The sequence below is a fragment of the Porphyromonas sp. CAG:1061 genome (assembly GCF_000435035.1).
GTDB lineage: Bacteria > Bacteroidota > Bacteroidia > Bacteroidales > Porphyromonadaceae > Porphyromonas_A > Porphyromonas_A somerae.
Genome location: NZ_HF988885.1, coordinates 2,946 through 20,259, shown reverse-complemented (window position 1 = coordinate 20,259; position 17,314 = coordinate 2,946). Strand labels below are relative to the sequence as shown.

The following is a 17,314-nucleotide window of genomic DNA, read 5'->3' as shown; positions in this document are numbered from 1 at the left end:
TTGCTTAGTTGCAACTCGGCGATTGCTTAGTTGCAACTCAACTTTCGGCTTGCTAAATCATGGATTTATAGTTGAATTTAGTGACATATTTATTTGGTATATGAAGTCATTTTGTTTGATACGAGAAACATTTTTGGCTTATAGGTCAAAAGTGTTGGTGAGACCCTTTCAGAAGCCTTTCGCAAAGGGCATCTCAGGAGATTGAAAGTTTTGAACGGTTGTTTTTGTGTTTTTGAGGCATAGGGGATATCGTCCAAGTGACTATGGAGATACAACATAACACAATGATAATGAGCAGGGTATATCAGTAATCAAAGAAGATAATCTTGGTTGTGTATTTGAAAAAACGACTTGACTATGTGATTCTCACCAACATTTTTGACCTATACGCCACATTTTTTTTAATGTATGAAACATTTCTGTTTGGTACGAGAAACATTTACGTTTGATACGAGAAACATTTTCGTTTGGTACATGAAACATTTTCGGTTGATACAGGAAACATTTTCGTTGGATATTTCTCCGATAATTCTTCTCTAAGATCAAATGATTGGCTAATCTTTTGGACTTTAAGCGATTAATATATTGTATAGACCAAACTTTTTATCTAATTCTGGAAAACGTCTGTTAGTGCCTTATACAAAGGACTTTGGGAGAATTACCCATTTTTGAGGTAATGACTTGGCAACTATGAAATCTGTGGCGTTTAGCATTAAAATGCTTTCAAGTAACTCGTTTCAACACACAAAAGTACATATTCATTTCGAGATACCAAATAAAATTGTGTAACTTTGCACATTCAAATAAAGATGTCAGATATGAATAGGATAGAAGAGCTTTTAGAAGCAAGAGGTATTATCCAAATAGAATTGGCTGACAGACTTGGCAAAAGTTTCAATATGGTAAATCTCTATGCTACTAATAAAGTCCAACCACCTATTTCCGTTCTATATCAAATTGCAGACATTTTGAACTTTGATGTACGAGATTTACTTGTGCCAAACCAAATAAAAGAACAAGCACCACATGGCGAAAAAAGAGGTTAAGACAGACTTGTGGGTTTACGAACTATTGCAAGAAGCCAATATCCATTTAACAGCCCAAGGTTGCGACATAAAAGAGATTGATGTGGCTTTGAAAACTGCATCAAAATCTAAAACAGGTAATGCTGGCTATCCCGAATATTGTGGGGTAGTCAAAGATTTTATTCTTGTTATTGAGGATAAGGCATCTCTTGATAAACACGAATATAGAGACAAAAAAGCTTTGCTGTCGCAAGAGGTTAAAGCGGTGAAAGACTATGCAGTGAATGGTGCTCTTTTTTATGCGTTACATTTAGCAGCAAATACTTCTTATACCAAGATTTTGGCATTTGGTGTATCAGGAAACGAAAAACATCATCGCATTACGCCTCTATTTGTAAATGAGAGAGGTGATTATCAAGAATTGGCAGATGTTGAAACCTTTATCTCTTTCAGTGAATTGAATATTGATGAGTATTATCTTAAAGAAATACTACGTGAAGAAACTGATGTAGAAAAGACAACAGCCGAAATTCTCAAAGATGCAGAAAAGTTACATAATGACCTGCGTAACTATGGAAATTTGACAACAGAACAAAAGCCATTAGTAGTATCGGGGATAATGCTTGCTTTACGAGAAATTGAGTATAAAACATTCTCTATTGAATCGTTAATCGGAGATTCTATAAAAACCGATGGACAAAAAATATGCGAAGCCATAAATAGTAATTTGGCAAGAGCAAATGTAACTCCTGACACAAAACGTGATAAGTTACTAAGCCAGTTCTCTGTAATAAAAGATACGACCAAAATAAACCAAAAAGATGATACATTAGGCAAAACTCCATTAAAACATTATACCGAGTTTTTATACAATAGCATATACAAAAACATCAGATATCATAATTCAGCCGAAGACTATCTTGGGCGGTTTTATGGAGAGTTTATGTCGTATTCAGGTGGTGATGGTCAAACATTGGGAATAGTGCTTACACCCAAACATATAACTGAACTATTCTGTGAATTGGCACAACTTAAACCAACTGACAAGGTTTTGGATCCATGTTGTGGTACAGCGGGTTTTCTCATTGCAGCAATGCACAAAATGGTGAAAATGACAGATGATGAAAGTCTGCGACGGAGTATCAAACGAGACCAATTATTTGGAATTGAGTTGCAATCGTATATGTTTACCATTGCAACCACCAATATGATTTTGCGTGGCGATGGCAAAAGTAATCTGCATAATTTGGATTTTCTGAAGCAGAACACCAACCAATTACAGTTGAAAGGCTGCACAGTGGGAATGATGAACCCTCCGTATTCTCAAGGGTCAAAAAGTAACCCTGATTTATTTGAGATAAGTTTTACGGAACATTTACTTGACTCTTTGACGGAAGGTGCAAAGGCTATTGTCATCGTTCCTCAGTCATCTGTCACAGGCAAGAGTAAGGAGGAACAGAGCATAAAGAATAGCATTTTAAAACATCATACATTGGAAGGTGTTATTACGCTTAATAAGAACACCTTTTACGGTGTAGGGACGAATCCTTGTATTGCAGTTTTCACGGCAGGAATACCACACGACAAAAAGCATATGTGTAAATTCATCAATTTTGAAGATGATGGATTTATCGTTAGTAAACATATAGGATTGGAAGAAACTACAAGTGCTAAGGATAAACGCCAACACCTTCTTGATGTGTGGTTTGGGCGAATTGAGTCTGAAACTAAGTTCTGTGTCGAAACAACTATTGAGGCTGAAGATGAGTGGCTTCATGCATTCTATTACTTTAATGACGAAATACCATCAGAAAAGGATTTTGAGAATACAATGGCTGATTATCTGACATTTGAGTTCAACATGATTACTCATGGCAGAGCGTATTTATTTGAAGATATAAAGAACGGAGGCCCAAATGAAAAAACTGTCTTTGGAATCTAAAAATTGGGATGCGTTCTTTATTGAGGATGTTGCTGAAATAATTTCAGGACGAGACATCTACGAAAAAGAACGTATAGATGGACTTGTGCCTTATATTACTGCCACAGCGAATAATAATGGTATAGGTTATTTTGTGGCGAATAATAATGAAACGCTTGAAAGTGGCTGTCTTTCAGTAAATAGGAATGGTTCAGTCGGTTATTGTTTTTATCATCCATATCAAGCCTTATACGGAAATGACACTCGTAAATTGCGTCCTAAAAAGAACAACAGATATATTTCTCTATTCATTTCTATGTGTATCACAAAACAGCGAGAGAAATATGGCTATGGATATAAAATGGGAACAGGACGTTTAAAAAGACAAAGAATATTACTTCCTGTTGATACCAATAATAATCCCAATTGGGCTTTTATGGAAGCCTATATGAAGCAAAAAGAACAACAAATTTTAAAACCTACAATAGAAAAGTTATGCAATCGGCTGATAATCAACAATATACTGGGGGGGGGTAAATCGCTATGCTCTAATTGGAAAGCTTTTTACTTCACAGAAGTTTTTACCGAGATACAACGAGGTAAGCGTCTTAAAAAAGCTGACCATAAGGACGGACAAACTCCATATGTATCATCAACATCTCTCAATAATGGTATTGACGGATTCATTGGAAACGATGGCAGCGTAAGGAGGTTTAATAATTGTCTAACATTAGCAAATAGTGGTAGTGTTGGGTGTGCATTTTATCATCAATACACTTTTGTGGCAAGTGACCATGTAACCAAATTAAAACGTGATGGGCTTGATAAATATGCTTACTTGTTTATGATTCCGATTATCAATAGATTATCAGAAAAGTATAGTTTTAATCGAGAAATCAATGACGAACGCATAAAACGTGAAAAGTTATTGTTACCTGCTACAGATAAGGGTGAGATTGATTTTGCCTTTATGTCTGCATTTATGAAAGAGGTTGAACATAATATACTCAATACTACGCTTAAAGTCTTTAAGGGACGATTAAATATTAACAAATGAAATCGGGGGGGGTAAATTGGAAGAACTTCCTATTGCGAGATTTGTTTCCAACACTTGTTGCCGGTAAATCCAAATGGCTTAATCATATTGAGAAATCAGATGATGGCATAAGTTATCTTGGAGCAACCAATCAAAACAATGGAGTGCTATGTTTTGTAAACAGAGATAAAAGCACAGTCCAAAAAGGGAATTGCATCGCCTTTATTCGCAATGGTGAGGGTTCAATGGGATATTCTGTTTACAAGGCAGAGGATTTCGTAGCTACATCTGATATGACTTGAGGCTATAACAAACGTCTCGATAGATATACAGGAACATTCATTACAGCCATTGCTGACCGTGTTAGAGGGAAGTATAATTTTGGATATAACGGAGTGCCACTCGTTTATCCAAAGAAATTATTACGCTCCCTATCGATCCCAATGGTATGACTGATTGGACATATATGGAGAACTTTATGCGCAATATTGAGAGTAAGCAAATTTTAAGATACCTACAATCCATAGATAGCGGAGAATACGCATCAAAGACAGCCCGTTATCCCTATGAATACAAATAATAACTGGCTATCTTTTTATAGTTTTATACTTTTGTTTTGTGTTTGTCTTGGCTTCGGTATTCCGATGATTTCTCTAAACTCATTTATTTTCTTTCTGAACCAGCACATGTGTGAAACCCCGTCTATCTTGAAATCGAATTTACCGCTTTCATCCTGTTTGACGGAGCAGACGGAATGTCGGGTATCAAAACTTCGGTTGAATTCGGAAGATTAGAGTTCACCTTTTATTCTGAGCTCCTTGAACTCGTACAGTCTTCTGATTATTCCGTCATTGAACCCCAATCGGTCACGCAGGAAGTTTATTATAGGCATCAGCTTCTCCACATACGGGAAATAGCGTTTGACAAAATCCGTAAATTCCGACAGCTTGCGGTGCTGTTGCTCGTAAGCGTTTCTTATCTTCTGTATCTGTTCGGCTTGTTGCCGTTCCTGTTGTCGGGCTTCGTCTTCAAGTTTAAGGATGCGGTCTTGCAAGTCCTCGTGCCTGCGTTCCAACGATTTCATTCTTCAACTTCCGAAAAGAGAACCCACACTGCTTGCAAGGGTGGTTGGACTTTAAGCGGTTAATATATTGTATAGACCAAACTTTTTATCTATCTTTGCAAAAGTTTGTACTCTATACAAGAGAAATAGGGTGGAAACTAAAGATAAAGCCTTGCATTGTCAAGGTAGAGATGTAACATTATTTTATTCACCAATTTTTTAAATGAAAAATTACTACGAAGAAGTAAAGCCTTTGGAAGGCTTTGATTGGGACAGCTTCGAGCGCGCTACGGAGGAGTCTCCTGAGAGCATCAAGAAGATGGAAGAGCAGTACGCTGCTACAATGGGAGAGGTTTCTGAAGGCGAGATTGTGACTGGTACGGTAGAGTCTATCTCTAAGCGCGAAGTTATTGTCGACGTAGGTTTTAAGTCTTTTGGAGTTGTATCATCAGCGGAGTTCCGCTACAATCCCGACTTAGCTGTTGGAGACAAGGTAGAGGTTTATGTTGAGGTACAAGAGAACAAGGAGGGTCAGCTAATCCTTTCGCATCGTAAAGCTATGCAGGCACGTGCTTGGGAGCGTATCAACGAGGCAATGGAGAAGCAAGAGGTTGTTAAGGGCTTCATCAAGAACCGCACTCGCGGTGGTATGATCGTAGAGATCTTTGGTATCGAGGCATTCCTACCAGGTTCTCAGATTGATGTGAAGCCTATCCGCGACTTTGATGAGTTTGTTGGAAAGACTATGGAATTCCGTATCATCAAGGTTAATGAGGAGTATAAGAATGTAGTTGTATCACACAAGGCACTGATCGAAGAGGAGCTTGAGGCTCAGAGGTCTGAGATCATCTCTAAGCTTGAGAAGGGTCAGGTACTTGAGGGTACGGTTAAGAATATTGTACCTTACGGTGCGTTTATCGATCTTGGTGGTGTGGATGGTCTTATCCATATTACCGACCTATCATGGGGTCGTATCCGCACTCCAGAGGAGGTGGTTTCTCTTGACGAGAAGATCAATGTGGTGATCCTAGACTTTGACGAGGAGCGTAATCGTATCGCCCTTGGTCTGAAGCAGCTCACTCCACACCCATGGGACAGCCTTGATGAGAATCTGAAGGTTGGCGATAAGGTAGAGGGTACTGTAGTAGTGATTACTGAGTATGGTGCATTTGTAGAGGTACTACCAGGTGTTGAGGGACTTATTCACGTAAGTGAGATGTCTTGGACTCAGCACGTACGTAGCCCACACGATCTTCTGAAGGTGGGTGAGAAGGTAGAGGCACAGATCCTTACTCTAGATCGTGAAGATCGTAAGATGAGCCTAGGTATCAAGCAATTGACTCCTGATCCATGGGCTGATATTGAGTCTAAGTATCCTGTAGGTTCACGTCACACTGCTAAGGTTCGCAACTTTACCAACTTTGGTATCTTCGTAGAGTTTGAGGATGGTATCGATGGCCTAATCCACATCAGTGACCTTTCTTGGACTAAGCGTATCAAGCACCCAAGTGAGTTTACAAAGATCGGTGATGATATCGATGTAGTTGTTCTTGAGATAGATAAGGAGAACCGTCGTCTCAGCCTTGGTCACAAGCAGACCACTACAGATCCATGGGAGAACCTTGGTACTGTATTCTCTGTAGGTACTATTCACCAAGGTAAGATCGTAGAGCTTCTAGACCGTGGCGCAGTGATTGAGCTACCTCACGGAATTGAGGGCTTTGCAACTCCTAAGCACCTTGTGAAGGAGGATGGCAAGCAAGCTGAGCTTGGTGAGACTCTTGACTTTAAGGTGATTGAATTCAATAGCGACTCAAAGCGCATCATCCTTAGCCACAGCCGTATCCGTGAGGATCAGGAGAAGGGAGCTCGCCAAGAGGAGAGAGCTGCTGCACAAGCTACTCGTGAGATGATTCGTCAGGAGAGTGCTCAAGCAGAGAAGTCTACCCTAGGTGATATCGATGCACTTGCTGCACTTCGTGATAAGATTGAAAAGGCTAATAGTGAGGAGTAATTTCTAGAGCTATTGCTAGAAAATTAATTAAATGGGGCGGTTTGTCTACGACGAGTCGCCCCATTTCTATTCTTTTACTTGACTATGAAGAATTATAAAGAGATCATCTACTACTCCTTAATTGGAGTACTGGTCTTAGGGTTGATCTGCACCCATGTTCCTACCCTGGCACCACTAGGGTCGTGGGTGAGTCCACCAATTGCACTATTGCTCGGACTTATCTTTGCACTCTCATTCGGAAATATCGCCCCCAAGCTAAATAAGGCTATGAGCAAATACCTACTTCAGTACTCGGTGGTGGGTCTCGGTTTTGGTATGAACCTTTATAGCTCTGTAGCAGCAGGTAAGGAGGGTATGGTATTCACTATTATTTCGGTTATCGGTACCATGGTGGTGGGCTGGCTTCTAGGAAAGTATGTGTTCAAGATAGATACCAATACCGGTTACTTGATTAGCTCTGGTACGGCGATCTGTGGTGGAAGTGCTATTGCTGCTGTGGGACCGATTGTGGGGGCTAAGAGTGGGCAGATGTCGGTGGCACTAGGAGTTATTTTTATTCTCAATGCGATTGCTCTATTTATCTTCCCTCCTATCGGTAGAGCAATAGGAATGAGTCAGCAAGACTTCGGATTATGGGCGGCTATTGCTATTCACGATACTAGCTCTGTGGTAGGAGCTGGAGAGGCTTATGGAGATGTCGCTCTACAAGTGGCTACCACGGTGAAACTTACTAGAGCCCTATGGATAGTGCCCCTAGCATTAGTCACCTCGTTTATTTTCAAACAAAAAGGGCAAAAGATTGCTGTCCCTAGGTTTATCCTATTCTTTATCCTGGCAATGCTCATCAATACTTTCCTATTGGGAGATTATCCTACATTTGGAGAGGTGGTAAGCAAGGTTTCTAAGCAAGGCCTAAATGTAGCTCTCTTCTTTATTGGTGCTGGGTTGTCTCGTGATGTGCTCAAGTCAGTCGGGGCAAAGGCTCTCTTTCTCGGGGTTACTTTGTGGATCCTTATAGCTACTGGTACCCTCTGCTACATTTACTGGGTCTAGTTGAATGATATAAAAGCGACTGTTGCACGGAGATGACCACACCTTCGTGCAACAGTCGCTTTTTAATGTGCCTAGATGTAGAGCAGTTATACTTCAATATCTAGGCGGTAGCCAATACCCCGGACAGTTCGGAGTCTTATCTTACGATCGTAGGAGAGGGCTTTCCGAAGCGAGGATATTGCAGTATAGAGACTTGAGGTGGAGCTGATGGAGGAGTTTTTACCCCATATCTTATCAATGATCTCTTCGGATCTTACCTCTTGTCCTATCCTATCCATGAGGAGGCGAAGAAGGATGGAGGGGATAGGGCTGATACTCACTGCTTCGCCATTGGGGTAAAAAATTAACCCTCTTGGGAATGATATCTTGAGTGTGGAGAGTGCTGTGAGGTCATTGTAGGAGTATTCGGGAGCTCGGTACCGCTCTTCTTTCCGCTTATGGAGGTGTAGATTGATATAGGCCTCGAGGAGGTTGGCTGTAAGTGGCTTGCCCACGAAGGCTTGAGCTCCAGCTCGAATGCCCTGCTCCCGAGTGTCGGCATCGGTGCTTGAGGAGATCAGGATAACTGGCAGGTTGGGGTGGTGGGCTACAATCTCTCGGCAGAGTTCAATGCCACTTATACCACTGCCGAGGTCAATATCCATAAAAATCAGGTCGGGCTGAAAGGCGAGTAAGACATTATCTAATCCTACGCCATTACTCATATACATGATTTCATAGCCCATACTCTTGAGTTGATTGCTGATCTCAGCACCGAAGTAGAGGGTGTCGTCTACAAGGAGTATTTTGGTCTTATTCATTTCTTTATAGGTATATCTATGGTAAATTTGCTGCCTCCTTCTATCCGTTCATAGAGGAGACAACCGCCAAGGGCACTCATTATCCTAATAGCAGTAATCAATCCTATACCATGCCCTTTGACAATGCCATCAATGGTCTCTATTCCACTTTTTTCTGAAAAGCGTAGCTGAGTTTGTGCTATCGGTAGCCCACCTCCGTTGTCGGAGATTGAGATTATAAGCTGCTTCTCATGCTCTACCACATCAATGATGACTTTAGGAGTGTCGCCTGAGTATCTTACCGCATTGTCCATCAATATTCTGAGCAGTATGGTAAGGTGCTCCATCGGCAGGTAGTAGCTTTTGTCGGAATCTATATGGACATTAAAAGTGGGTGAGACGTTGGAGTAGGTATAAATGAGTTCGTCCTCTATCTGCTCAACAATATCAGTCAAATAGCCCTCTTTAAAATCCTTTTCACTACAAGAAGTGAGCTTAGGAATCGCAAGTAATTCATTCACTTTTGCAGCGAGTCGATCAACTTGTAGATTACCTTCGTTGACCAACACCGCTGCTCCTTCATCTTTCTCTACTAAGGTGATGTGGATGCGATCTAGCAAGGTTTTTGTATAGCTAAGAGGAGTCTTGAGGTCATGGATTAACCCAAAGAAGTATTGCTCATTGACCTGTTGATAGTGTTGAACCCGCTCTATCTGTCGGATAAGTCTGGTAAAACTCCATCCAACAATAAATACCACAATCAGAATAAAAAAGAGTAGCAGTATCAGTGCCCTTTGCTCTGGCAACATATTGGTGCTACCCCACATCTTGAGGGTGTGGCTATCGCTATCAATCACAATGGGATACTCGCTATAAAAACTATAGCTTCCCCATCCGTTATTCTTGAGTTTACGTGTTACCTCTTGCTTTTCTACAGCACTTCCTTCTATGGAGACAGTAAGCGATTTAATATTTAATGTAGCTCCATTAACCACCAAAGAGTCCGTAAAAGAAGTGAGAAAATTAGAATCTTCTGTTATTGCAGATGTAATCATTAGCATTTCCAATCCATCACTTAAGTTGGTGTCTAGCGTTGCTACGTTGAAACCAATAGGAATAGAATCAATTTCTAAGGGTTGTAGTGCGAAGCTAGCATTTTCGGAATTAGTTATGTTGGAAAGGAATAATTCTTGTCCATATTTTTTCGCAGAGTTGATTAGGAGTTGATCTACCTTCTTTTGGATTGTCTTTTTAGTCGTATTGTAATCCATTGCTATCCTATATCCCTCAAAAGCAATTAGGGATAACATTGCGAAACAAACTAGAAGTGTATTTTGGTGTATTGCTTTTTTAGAATACATATAGCTTAGCTTAACTTATCAATGATAGCAGTTATTAATGACTATTCTAGCAAATATAAACAAAGGTTTCCAATCCAAACCTACTGAATCTAAAGAAAGCTATCCAAGTGAAGATCGTTTAGATTCGATAGGTAAGATCTGAAATAGTCTCCTTATATTTGTGGCGTAACAATTTTTATTTGAAGAATATGAAAGATATATTGACATCGACTGAACTATCATTAGTAACTGGTGGTAATTGTAGCACTAGTAAAGGGAAAAAAGGAATGATTGTTATCATTAATGGCAAAAAATACATTCTTTTGCCAAATGGGGTGTTAATCCCATTAGAGGTGCGTTAAACTAATTCCCCATAAACAGTTGAACTTTATGCTGAATAAATATCTGCCATTGGTAAATACGTTAAGGAATGATGACAGAATGATAGAGACTTTTACAAAGCTCAATAGTATGTATGTATGTATTAATAATTTAACAAAGAAAAGTATGAAGAAAATTTTGATGTCCGAGATCGAGTTCTCTGCCTTGAAAAAATGGAGGAGAATGAAATGCGTGTCCTTGTAGGAGGGAAAGGCGGTAAAAAGACTATTATCAGTATCTTGATAGATCTGTTAGTTGGTGGAGGTGATGAAGAGTCAAATGGGAACTGTGGTTGTAATGGCAACTGCCCTTCTTGTTAATCGTGATTCAATTTGCTACATTTTTCTCAAGGATGGGACGTCCCATCCTTGAGAAACTGAAATAGTGTATGAAAACAAGTTATTATAATCTTAGGACAGATATTGAGGATAACACATTGGTATTTAATACTATTTCTAAGTCATTTGTGTGTTTTTCCAGAAGAAGGTTTGATGTAATTAATCATAAAGGTAACTTTATTATAGAGCAATTGTCAGATGATGAGGTGCTCACTTTGTTAGAAAATGGATTTATTATAGAAAACAACGATTTAGATGAGAGGCAAATCTGGCTTGATTTAAGACAACAGAGAAGGCTTAAAAATGACACTTATATGATGATTATTAATCCAACTCTTGATTGTAATCTTAAATGTTGGTATTGCTTTCAGAATCACAAAAAGGGTAGCCACATTACAGATAGATTAATAGAAGCAATAAAGAATAACATAGAGTACCAATATGAATTAGTAAGGTATAAAACTCTTTTCCTTAGTTTCTTCGGTGGAGAGCCAATGATTGAGTATAAGCAAATAATAAAGATCATTGAACTTTCTAGGTTTTTTGTGAGAGAAAAAACATCAATATGAAAGTGTTTTTTACAACAAATGGTACTATTGTTAATCCAGATTTACTTGACGTTATTAGAAACCTTAAAAGTGGGTTCCAAATTACAATTGACGGTGATTCCATCATGCACAATCAAACAAGAGTCTATAAAAACAATGTCCAAGTACCTACTTTTCCTATTATCACAAAAAACATACGAAGACTGCAAGATCTGTTGCCATTGACAAACATTAATATTAGATGCAATTACTCATCATCAACTTTGGAGAATATGGATGAATTATTTTTATTCCTCAAAACTCTTGACCCAAAACGCACTCGCATATCTCTTCATAAGGTATGGCAGATTGACGAAAAAACAATTGACCTAGACCTTTTGCTTAGAAAAGTTATTGATATTAAAAGTATGGGGTTTAATGTTAGTGTCCAAAGCTTGCCAATTAGAGATGATCTTTGCTATGCAGATTATGGAAACTCTTTAGTGATCAATTATAACGGGGATGTTTTTAAGTGTACTTCTAGAGATTTCAGTAAAGAACAACGGTGCGGAATGTTAAATGACTGTGGCATTGTACAATGGAACTATGAAAAGTTTCAATCCCACTGTTTTTCAAAAATACCACCACAGTGTGAGAACTGTAAATATTTGCCTTGTTGTCCTAGCTTTTGTAGTCAATCAATGAATGAAGGAAACACTAAATCATGCCAATTACATCAGAATGCAACTTTGGAAGATATGGTATTGTTGAATTATTTTTTAAGAAAGTGAAAATGAGAACGAAAATGAGATTTTATGCAATTGCAACGTTTATTGTTGCTTTATTAGGAAGTACAAATATGATGAGTCAATCAAATACACAATATTACTTCTTGGGGTATATTTACTCTAGAGGTAATGCTCAAGCTTTGAATAAGAGTAAAGTATATCCTTACCTTCCAGTAGAGCTAAGAATGGCCGATAATCCTGATAAGGTATTGGCTGTTAAAGTGTCTAATGGGAATGGCGAAGTGAGCTTTAAGGGTGTTCCTATCGATCAATTTAAAGATTATTACTTTGATATTTTGGGATTAGAGACAAGCAATTTAAGGTATGAAATGAAGGGCACTAAAGAGCCATACCGGTTTCCAAGTGGTAACTTAACTACACACATGAGGTTGCCAAAGGAGATGAGATCTTATTATACAACTGATGAGTATCTATTTGGCAAGAATGAAGAGGAAACTTTACTGCTAGAGCTTTTGCAGAAGCATGTAGGATTGAGCTACGAGGATGGTTCGTTTTTTAGTGAAGAAGGTGACCTCCCATATAAGTTGCTCATTAATGGCAGGGCTGATTTTAATGAAAGGAAGTTCGTGCCTATGCTGCCACAACTCTCAGGAGGTTTAATCAAATCTGTGACAATAATTAAATACACCAATCCTAATCAATACTATGAGGGCGCAATTGATCTGCACCTAACTCTGGGAATCATAACTGATCGTAGTACAGTCAAAACTGAGCTACTCAATTATTCAATTCAACAAGTCAAGTAGTATTCTAGGTATGAAGTTTAGGGCCACCATCCTTATATCGCTATTAATGATGGCTATTAATGGTTTTTCACAGGTAACAGTACAAGGTAGGGTCACTGATAAGGAGAACGGAGAAGGTGTGCCATTTGTATCTGTACTGTTGATTAGTGCTAAAGACAGCACACAGATAGAGGGTGTAGTGACTGACCTTGAGGGGAATTATCGCTTTGACAACGTCAAGGTGGGTAGGTATAATGTAAAGGTTAGCAGTATCGGCTATGAAGAGTTTGCAACCATTATGCGTATCACTCTACCATCTACTGGGGATAGAATCACCAAGAATTTTGAGCTACAGCCCTCTACGCAGTATCTTGATGAGGTGACTATTACAGCTTCAAGGACACAAACTGCCGATCGGAGGACATACACATTTACTCCTTTACAAATAAAAAGTTCGGCCCACGCTCGAGATCTAATAGCACACATCCCTAATGTGATGGAAGAAAGTTTGGGAGGTGCACTCAAAGGGCTTCGAGGAGGTAGTGTACAACTACTTATCAATGGTATTCGAGCTAATGAAAATGAAGTGCGACTGATTCCTCCACACAAGGTTAAGCGTGTAGAGGTCTATGATATTCCCCCAGCTCGGTATCGTGGAGCAGAGATGGTACTTAATATCATCACCTCACCCCTTGATGATGGTATTACTTTTGGAGGCATGGCTGACCATGCTGTTACGACGGGATTCGGTAATGATAATCTATATTATAGTCTTATTCGTGGTAATCATAAGTTGACGTTTGACTATTGGTTTAACTACCGAAATTATACAAAGGTCAAGGATAGAAGAGACTACGAATATACTATTGGAGGTAAAGCTTATACACTATCGTATGATAACGACACGCACTTTGGCTATACAACACATACACCAGTTGTGAAATATTCATATGTAGACATGGATAATTTCGTGGCTGAAGTAACGATAAAACCTAGTTATCATGACACTTTTAATGATGGAGCTGGAGTAGGGAAGATTACCAAGAAGAATGAAAAAGATCAGTTGGTAAATAGTTACACAGAAGGACGTACTAAAATTTTTAGCCCAACTCTAGACCTCTATTTTTGGAAAAAAATAGGAGAAAAAGATGTGCTAAGCCTTAATTTACAAGGCAATTATTTCTCTACCAAGAAGCATACTGAGGATTGGGAGCGTATTGAGGGCGTAGAAAAGCCTGTATATGAGAATATTGTAGAACTTAGAAATAACAAAAGGTCATTTATTGGTGAGATAGCCTATACCCGACAACTTAGTGGTGCCCAGATGAATAGTGGCTATTTGGTAGAATATCAAAATCTCCATTCTCTCTACGACAATTACTTCGGTAGTACTGACTACATGAGTGATTATCTGAGACAATATGCATATACAGAGGTAACGGGGGTGTATAAGTCGTTCTTATACCGCCTAAGCCTTGGTTTGACGCATACGTTGAATAAGTCGAAATATGTCAATGATAGCAAAGTGGTCTTTACACCAAAGTTGGTTCTTGGAAAAAGCTTTGGAGTAAAACATTCATTGAGATTTACATACGATTTTGTACCATCACCTCCAGACATCAATCAATTGAGTAGTCAGAGGTCTTTTCTTACTCGTGATGTGCTAAGTACGGGTAATCCAGAGCTCAGGAATGAGTATTCACACTCAACTGTCCTTCAGTATACGCTCAATATGGATTGGGTTACAATAGGATTGTCAGGACTTTATGTGAAGACTCTGGATCCGATAATCAGCTACTTTGAAGAAGATGGGGGAAAAATACTACGGCACAATGTCAATGCTGATTGGCAACAAATATATGGTGCTGCTCTCACAATGAATATCAAGCCATTTAAGAATGATTGGTTACGTCTCCAAGGGTCATTGGTGCCATTAGTGGATGAATTAAAGGCGGATAAAGGAAGCTATAAGATTAAATCCTTAGTTAATCGCCTAAATGTCACCTCAAGCTATAATGGCTTTACAGTGGCATATAATCTATCTGTGCCTACATATTCTATTTCGGGCGGTTACAAGTCCAACTCCGAGCCTACAAATACACTATCAGTACAATACAAATGGAAGAGGTGGACATTCCAAAGCAGTCTATTTTGGATCGGAGGTCCTAGCTACTACGGAAGCGAAACCATACCTGGTTCTATTGTTAAGTATAATCAGCTAAGACAGATTTTTGACAATCGTAATATGTTTACATTAGGAGTTCGCTATCACTTCTCCAACGCGAAGGAGAAAAGCTATAGGAGAACTCTGCAAAATAGCGATACGCAAGCACCTACAAATTAGCATATGACAAATAAGAGAGTGATTTTTCAGCGTGATGCAATGGACTGTGGCGTTGCCGCTTTTCAATGATTGCAGCACACTATGGTCGCAATCTAGATCTTGAAGACATAAGAGATAGTTGTTCGCTCAATAAGGAAGGGGTTTCTCTTCTTTCTATTAGCAAAACAGCGGAAAAATTTGGTTTCAAAACAGTTGGAGGAATAATTACTATAGATGATCTCACACATAAAAAAGTGCTCCCATGTATTCTTCATTGGGATCAAGAGCATTTTGTTGTTCTCTCTAAAATTACAGGAAAAGGGAAAAAGAAAAGGTATTTAATCTTAGATCCAGCAATGGGGGTACAATCGTACAGATTGAATGAGTTCTGTGAACATTGGTTGTCATTAAAAACAGAAGGGAGAGAATCAGGTGTAGCATTGCTGTTAGAGCCGACAAATCAATTCTATTGCTTAGAGAATGCTAGTGCAAAAGGCATTGTTAATAGAGGTGCCTTTCTTTGGAGCTATGTCAAGAAGTATCATAGGTATTTTGGGCAGATAATATTAGGGCTATTACTTGGGTCGCTGATTCAGCTGGTATTTCCATTCCTTACTCAGGCTATAGTCGATACAGGTATCGGAGGGAAAGATATTAGTTTTATCTGGCTGGTGTTACTGGCCCAGTTGATGCTACTCTTCAGCCGAACAGCAATTAGCTTTATTCGCTCCAAGCTACTGCTTCATATCTCCACAAGAATCAATATATCGCTCATCAGTGACTTCTTTATCAAGCTGATGAAGCTACCGATGAAGTTCTTTGATACCAAACTAATGGGTGACCTCTTGCAGAGGATTGAGGATCATAGGAGAGTGGAGCAGTTTTTGACCTCTAATAGCCTATCTCTATTATTCTCATTTTTCACCTTTATCATCTTTAGTATCGTTCTTGCCTACTACAACCTACTGATATTTGGAGTGTTTGTTGTCGGCACACTTCTTTACGCAGGATGGATTACACTATTTCTCAAGAAGCGGAGAACACTTGACTATAAGTACTTCGAACAAGCTGGTAGAAATCGTAATGTGACTTATCAGCTCATCAATGGGATGCAGGAGATAAAACTACAGGGGTGTGAACAGCGGAAACGCTGGGAGTGGGAGGATGTGCAGGCTGATTTATTTAAGGTCAATCTTCAGAGCCTTAATCTCCAGCAAGTACAGCAAGCGGGAAGCATCACCATCAACGAAGTCAAGAATATTCTTATTACCGTACTTGCTGCAACCGCTGTGATACAAGGCAATATGACGCTAGGTATGATGCTGGCAGTGCAGTACATTATCGGACAGCTCAATAGCCCCGTGGAGCAATTGATCCAATTCATCTACTCTTGGCAGGATGTCAGTATCAGCCTAGACCGTATGAATGAAATCCATACCGAGGAGAATGAAGAGAATAGCAACCGACATATTACTAGCTTTCCTCATAATAACTTAGATATTACGGTCGAGAACCTTTCGTTTAAGTACTACATCTACAGCCCGACGCCTATTCTAGACAATCTTAATCTCACCATTCCCAATGGCAAGGTAACAGCTATAGTAGGTGCCAGCGGTAGCGGTAAGACCACTTTGATTAAGCTACTACTTGGATATTATTCACCCTTGGAGGGCAGTATAAAGGTCTCGGGAAAAGACCTTGAGGGGTACAACCTTAGCTGGTGGAGAAGTCACTGCGGAGCCGTAATGCAAGAAGGGTACCTCTTTAGTGACACCATCGCTCGGAATATTGCCGTCAGTGACGACACTCCGGATATTGAGCGAATAAGGTCCGCAGCTCGTACCGCTAATATTGCCGACCATATAGAGAGCCTTCCGCTGGCTTACAATACGATGATAGGGCAGGACGGACAAGGGATTAGCCAAGGACAAAGGCAACGCATACTGATTGCTAGAATGGTTTATAAAGACCCTACATTTG

At 39.5% G+C, this 17,314-nt stretch carries 13 protein-coding genes and 2 pseudogenes; 12 read left to right on the top strand and 3 right to left on the bottom strand.

What is annotated here, in order from left to right:
* Positions 1–818: 818 nt before the first annotated feature.
* Genes QVO39_RS02645 through QVO39_RS02630 form a run of 4 tightly spaced genes read left to right on the top strand, consistent with a single transcriptional unit; the run spans position 819 to position 4,284 of the window.
* Positions 819–1,046 carry a helix-turn-helix domain-containing protein gene (locus QVO39_RS02645; RefSeq protein WP_021902905.1) on the top strand — a complete coding sequence of 76 codons (228 nt, stop codon included), beginning with the start codon at positions 819–821 and terminating at the stop codon, positions 1,044–1,046.
* Positions 1,027–2,967: an HsdM family class I SAM-dependent methyltransferase gene (locus tag QVO39_RS02640; protein ID WP_021902904.1), complete on the top strand. Its 1,941-nt coding sequence runs from the start codon at positions 1,027–1,029 to the stop codon at positions 2,965–2,967. Before QVO39_RS02645 ends, QVO39_RS02640 begins: the two co-directional genes overlap by 20 nt.
* Entirely contained in the window at positions 2,942–4,003 is a 1,062-nt protein-coding gene (locus tag QVO39_RS02635; protein ID WP_021902903.1) for a restriction endonuclease subunit S, read from the top strand. Before QVO39_RS02640 ends, QVO39_RS02635 begins: the two co-directional genes overlap by 26 nt.
* Positions 4,000–4,284 (top strand): restriction endonuclease subunit S, encoded by a 285-nt coding sequence (locus QVO39_RS02630; RefSeq protein ID WP_021902902.1) that lies wholly within the window; start codon positions 4,000–4,002, stop codon positions 4,282–4,284. The genes QVO39_RS02635 and QVO39_RS02630 overlap by 4 nt, the downstream gene beginning before the upstream one ends.
* Positions 4,285–4,577: 293 nt before the next feature.
* On the opposite strand, the pseudogene QVO39_RS09120 reads toward QVO39_RS02630, so the two are convergent.
* Positions 4,578–5,111: pseudogene (locus tag QVO39_RS09120) on the bottom strand (MobV family relaxase); the annotation flags it as partial.
* Between the two features lie 157 nt (positions 5,112–5,268).
* On the opposite strand from QVO39_RS09120, the gene rpsA reads away from it, so the two are divergent.
* Positions 5,269–7,059: a 30S ribosomal protein S1 gene (rpsA, locus tag QVO39_RS02620; protein WP_018029043.1), complete on the top strand. Its 1,791-nt coding sequence runs from the start codon at positions 5,269–5,271 to the stop codon at positions 7,057–7,059.
* An 84-nt stretch (positions 7,060–7,143) separates the two neighbouring features.
* Positions 7,144–8,112, top strand: coding sequence for a YeiH family protein (locus QVO39_RS02615; protein WP_021902900.1), 969 nt, complete (start codon positions 7,144–7,146; stop codon positions 8,110–8,112).
* Positions 8,113–8,198: 86 nt separating this feature from the next.
* On the opposite strand, the gene QVO39_RS02610 is transcribed toward QVO39_RS02615, so the two are convergent.
* On the bottom strand, positions 8,199–8,912 hold the full coding sequence (locus QVO39_RS02610) for a response regulator transcription factor (RefSeq protein ID WP_021902899.1): 714 nt from the start codon (positions 8,910–8,912) through the stop codon (positions 8,199–8,201).
* The gene (locus tag QVO39_RS02605; RefSeq protein ID WP_288171649.1) at positions 8,909–10,162 is read right to left on the bottom strand and encodes a sensor histidine kinase; all 1,254 of its coding nucleotides are present in this window, start codon (positions 10,160–10,162) and stop codon (positions 8,909–8,911) included. Before QVO39_RS02605 ends, QVO39_RS02610 begins: the two co-directional genes overlap by 4 nt.
* Positions 10,163–10,440: 278 nt before the next feature.
* Between QVO39_RS02605 and QVO39_RS02600 the strand changes: the two genes are divergently transcribed.
* The 6 genes and pseudogenes from QVO39_RS02600 to QVO39_RS02575 form a co-directional block, all read left to right on the top strand.
* Positions 10,441–10,593, top strand: coding sequence for a hypothetical protein (locus tag QVO39_RS02600; RefSeq protein ID WP_288171647.1), 153 nt, complete (start codon positions 10,441–10,443; stop codon positions 10,591–10,593).
* 407 nt (positions 10,594–11,000) lie between these two features.
* A complete protein-coding gene (locus QVO39_RS02595; RefSeq protein ID WP_021902896.1) occupies positions 11,001–11,519 on the top strand; it encodes a radical SAM protein in 519 nt (172 codons plus the stop codon).
* A complete protein-coding gene (locus tag QVO39_RS02590) occupies positions 11,516–12,268 on the top strand; it encodes a radical SAM protein (RefSeq protein WP_021902895.1) in 753 nt (250 codons plus the stop codon). The genes QVO39_RS02595 and QVO39_RS02590 overlap by 4 nt, the downstream gene beginning before the upstream one ends.
* Positions 12,269–12,270: 2 nt before the next feature.
* Entirely contained in the window at positions 12,271–13,032 is a 762-nt protein-coding gene (locus tag QVO39_RS02585) for a hypothetical protein (RefSeq protein WP_021902894.1), read from the top strand.
* A gap of 10 nt (positions 13,033–13,042) precedes the next feature.
* Positions 13,043–15,355, top strand: coding sequence for a TonB-dependent receptor (locus QVO39_RS02580; RefSeq protein WP_021902893.1), 2,313 nt, complete (start codon positions 13,043–13,045; stop codon positions 15,353–15,355).
* A 39-nt stretch (positions 15,356–15,394) separates the two neighbouring features.
* Positions 15,395–17,314: pseudogene (locus QVO39_RS02575) on the top strand (peptidase domain-containing ABC transporter); the annotation flags it as partial.

Excerpts from the sequence above, each read along its gene's own strand:
- QVO39_RS02595 (WP_021902896.1), top strand. The coding sequence starts at position 11,001 with ATGAAAACAAGTTATTATAATCTTAGGACAGATATTGAGGATAACACA.
- QVO39_RS02580 (WP_021902893.1), top strand. The coding sequence starts at position 13,043 with ATGAAGTTTAGGGCCACCATCCTTATATCGCTATTAATGATGGCTATT.
- QVO39_RS02600 (WP_288171647.1), top strand. The coding sequence starts at position 10,441 with ATGAAAGATATATTGACATCGACTGAACTATCATTAGTAACTGGTGGT.
- QVO39_RS02605 (WP_288171649.1), bottom strand. The coding sequence starts at position 10,162 with ATGGATTACAATACGACTAAAAAGACAATCCAAAAGAAGGTAGATCAA.
- QVO39_RS02630 (WP_021902902.1), top strand. The coding sequence starts at position 4,000 with ATGAAATCGGGGGGGGTAAATTGGAAGAACTTCCTATTGCGAGATTTG.
- QVO39_RS02640 (WP_021902904.1), top strand. The coding sequence starts at position 1,027 with ATGGCGAAAAAAGAGGTTAAGACAGACTTGTGGGTTTACGAACTATTG.
- QVO39_RS02585 (WP_021902894.1), top strand. The coding sequence starts at position 12,271 with ATGAGAACGAAAATGAGATTTTATGCAATTGCAACGTTTATTGTTGCT.
- rpsA (WP_018029043.1), top strand. The coding sequence starts at position 5,269 with ATGAAAAATTACTACGAAGAAGTAAAGCCTTTGGAAGGCTTTGATTGG.
- QVO39_RS02635 (WP_021902903.1), top strand. The coding sequence starts at position 2,942 with ATGAAAAAACTGTCTTTGGAATCTAAAAATTGGGATGCGTTCTTTATT.
- QVO39_RS02615 (WP_021902900.1), top strand. The coding sequence starts at position 7,144 with ATGAAGAATTATAAAGAGATCATCTACTACTCCTTAATTGGAGTACTG.
- QVO39_RS02645 (WP_021902905.1), top strand. The coding sequence starts at position 819 with ATGAATAGGATAGAAGAGCTTTTAGAAGCAAGAGGTATTATCCAAATA.
- QVO39_RS02590 (WP_021902895.1), top strand. The coding sequence starts at position 11,516 with ATGAAAGTGTTTTTTACAACAAATGGTACTATTGTTAATCCAGATTTA.
- QVO39_RS02610 (WP_021902899.1), bottom strand. The coding sequence starts at position 8,912 with ATGAATAAGACCAAAATACTCCTTGTAGACGACACCCTCTACTTCGGT.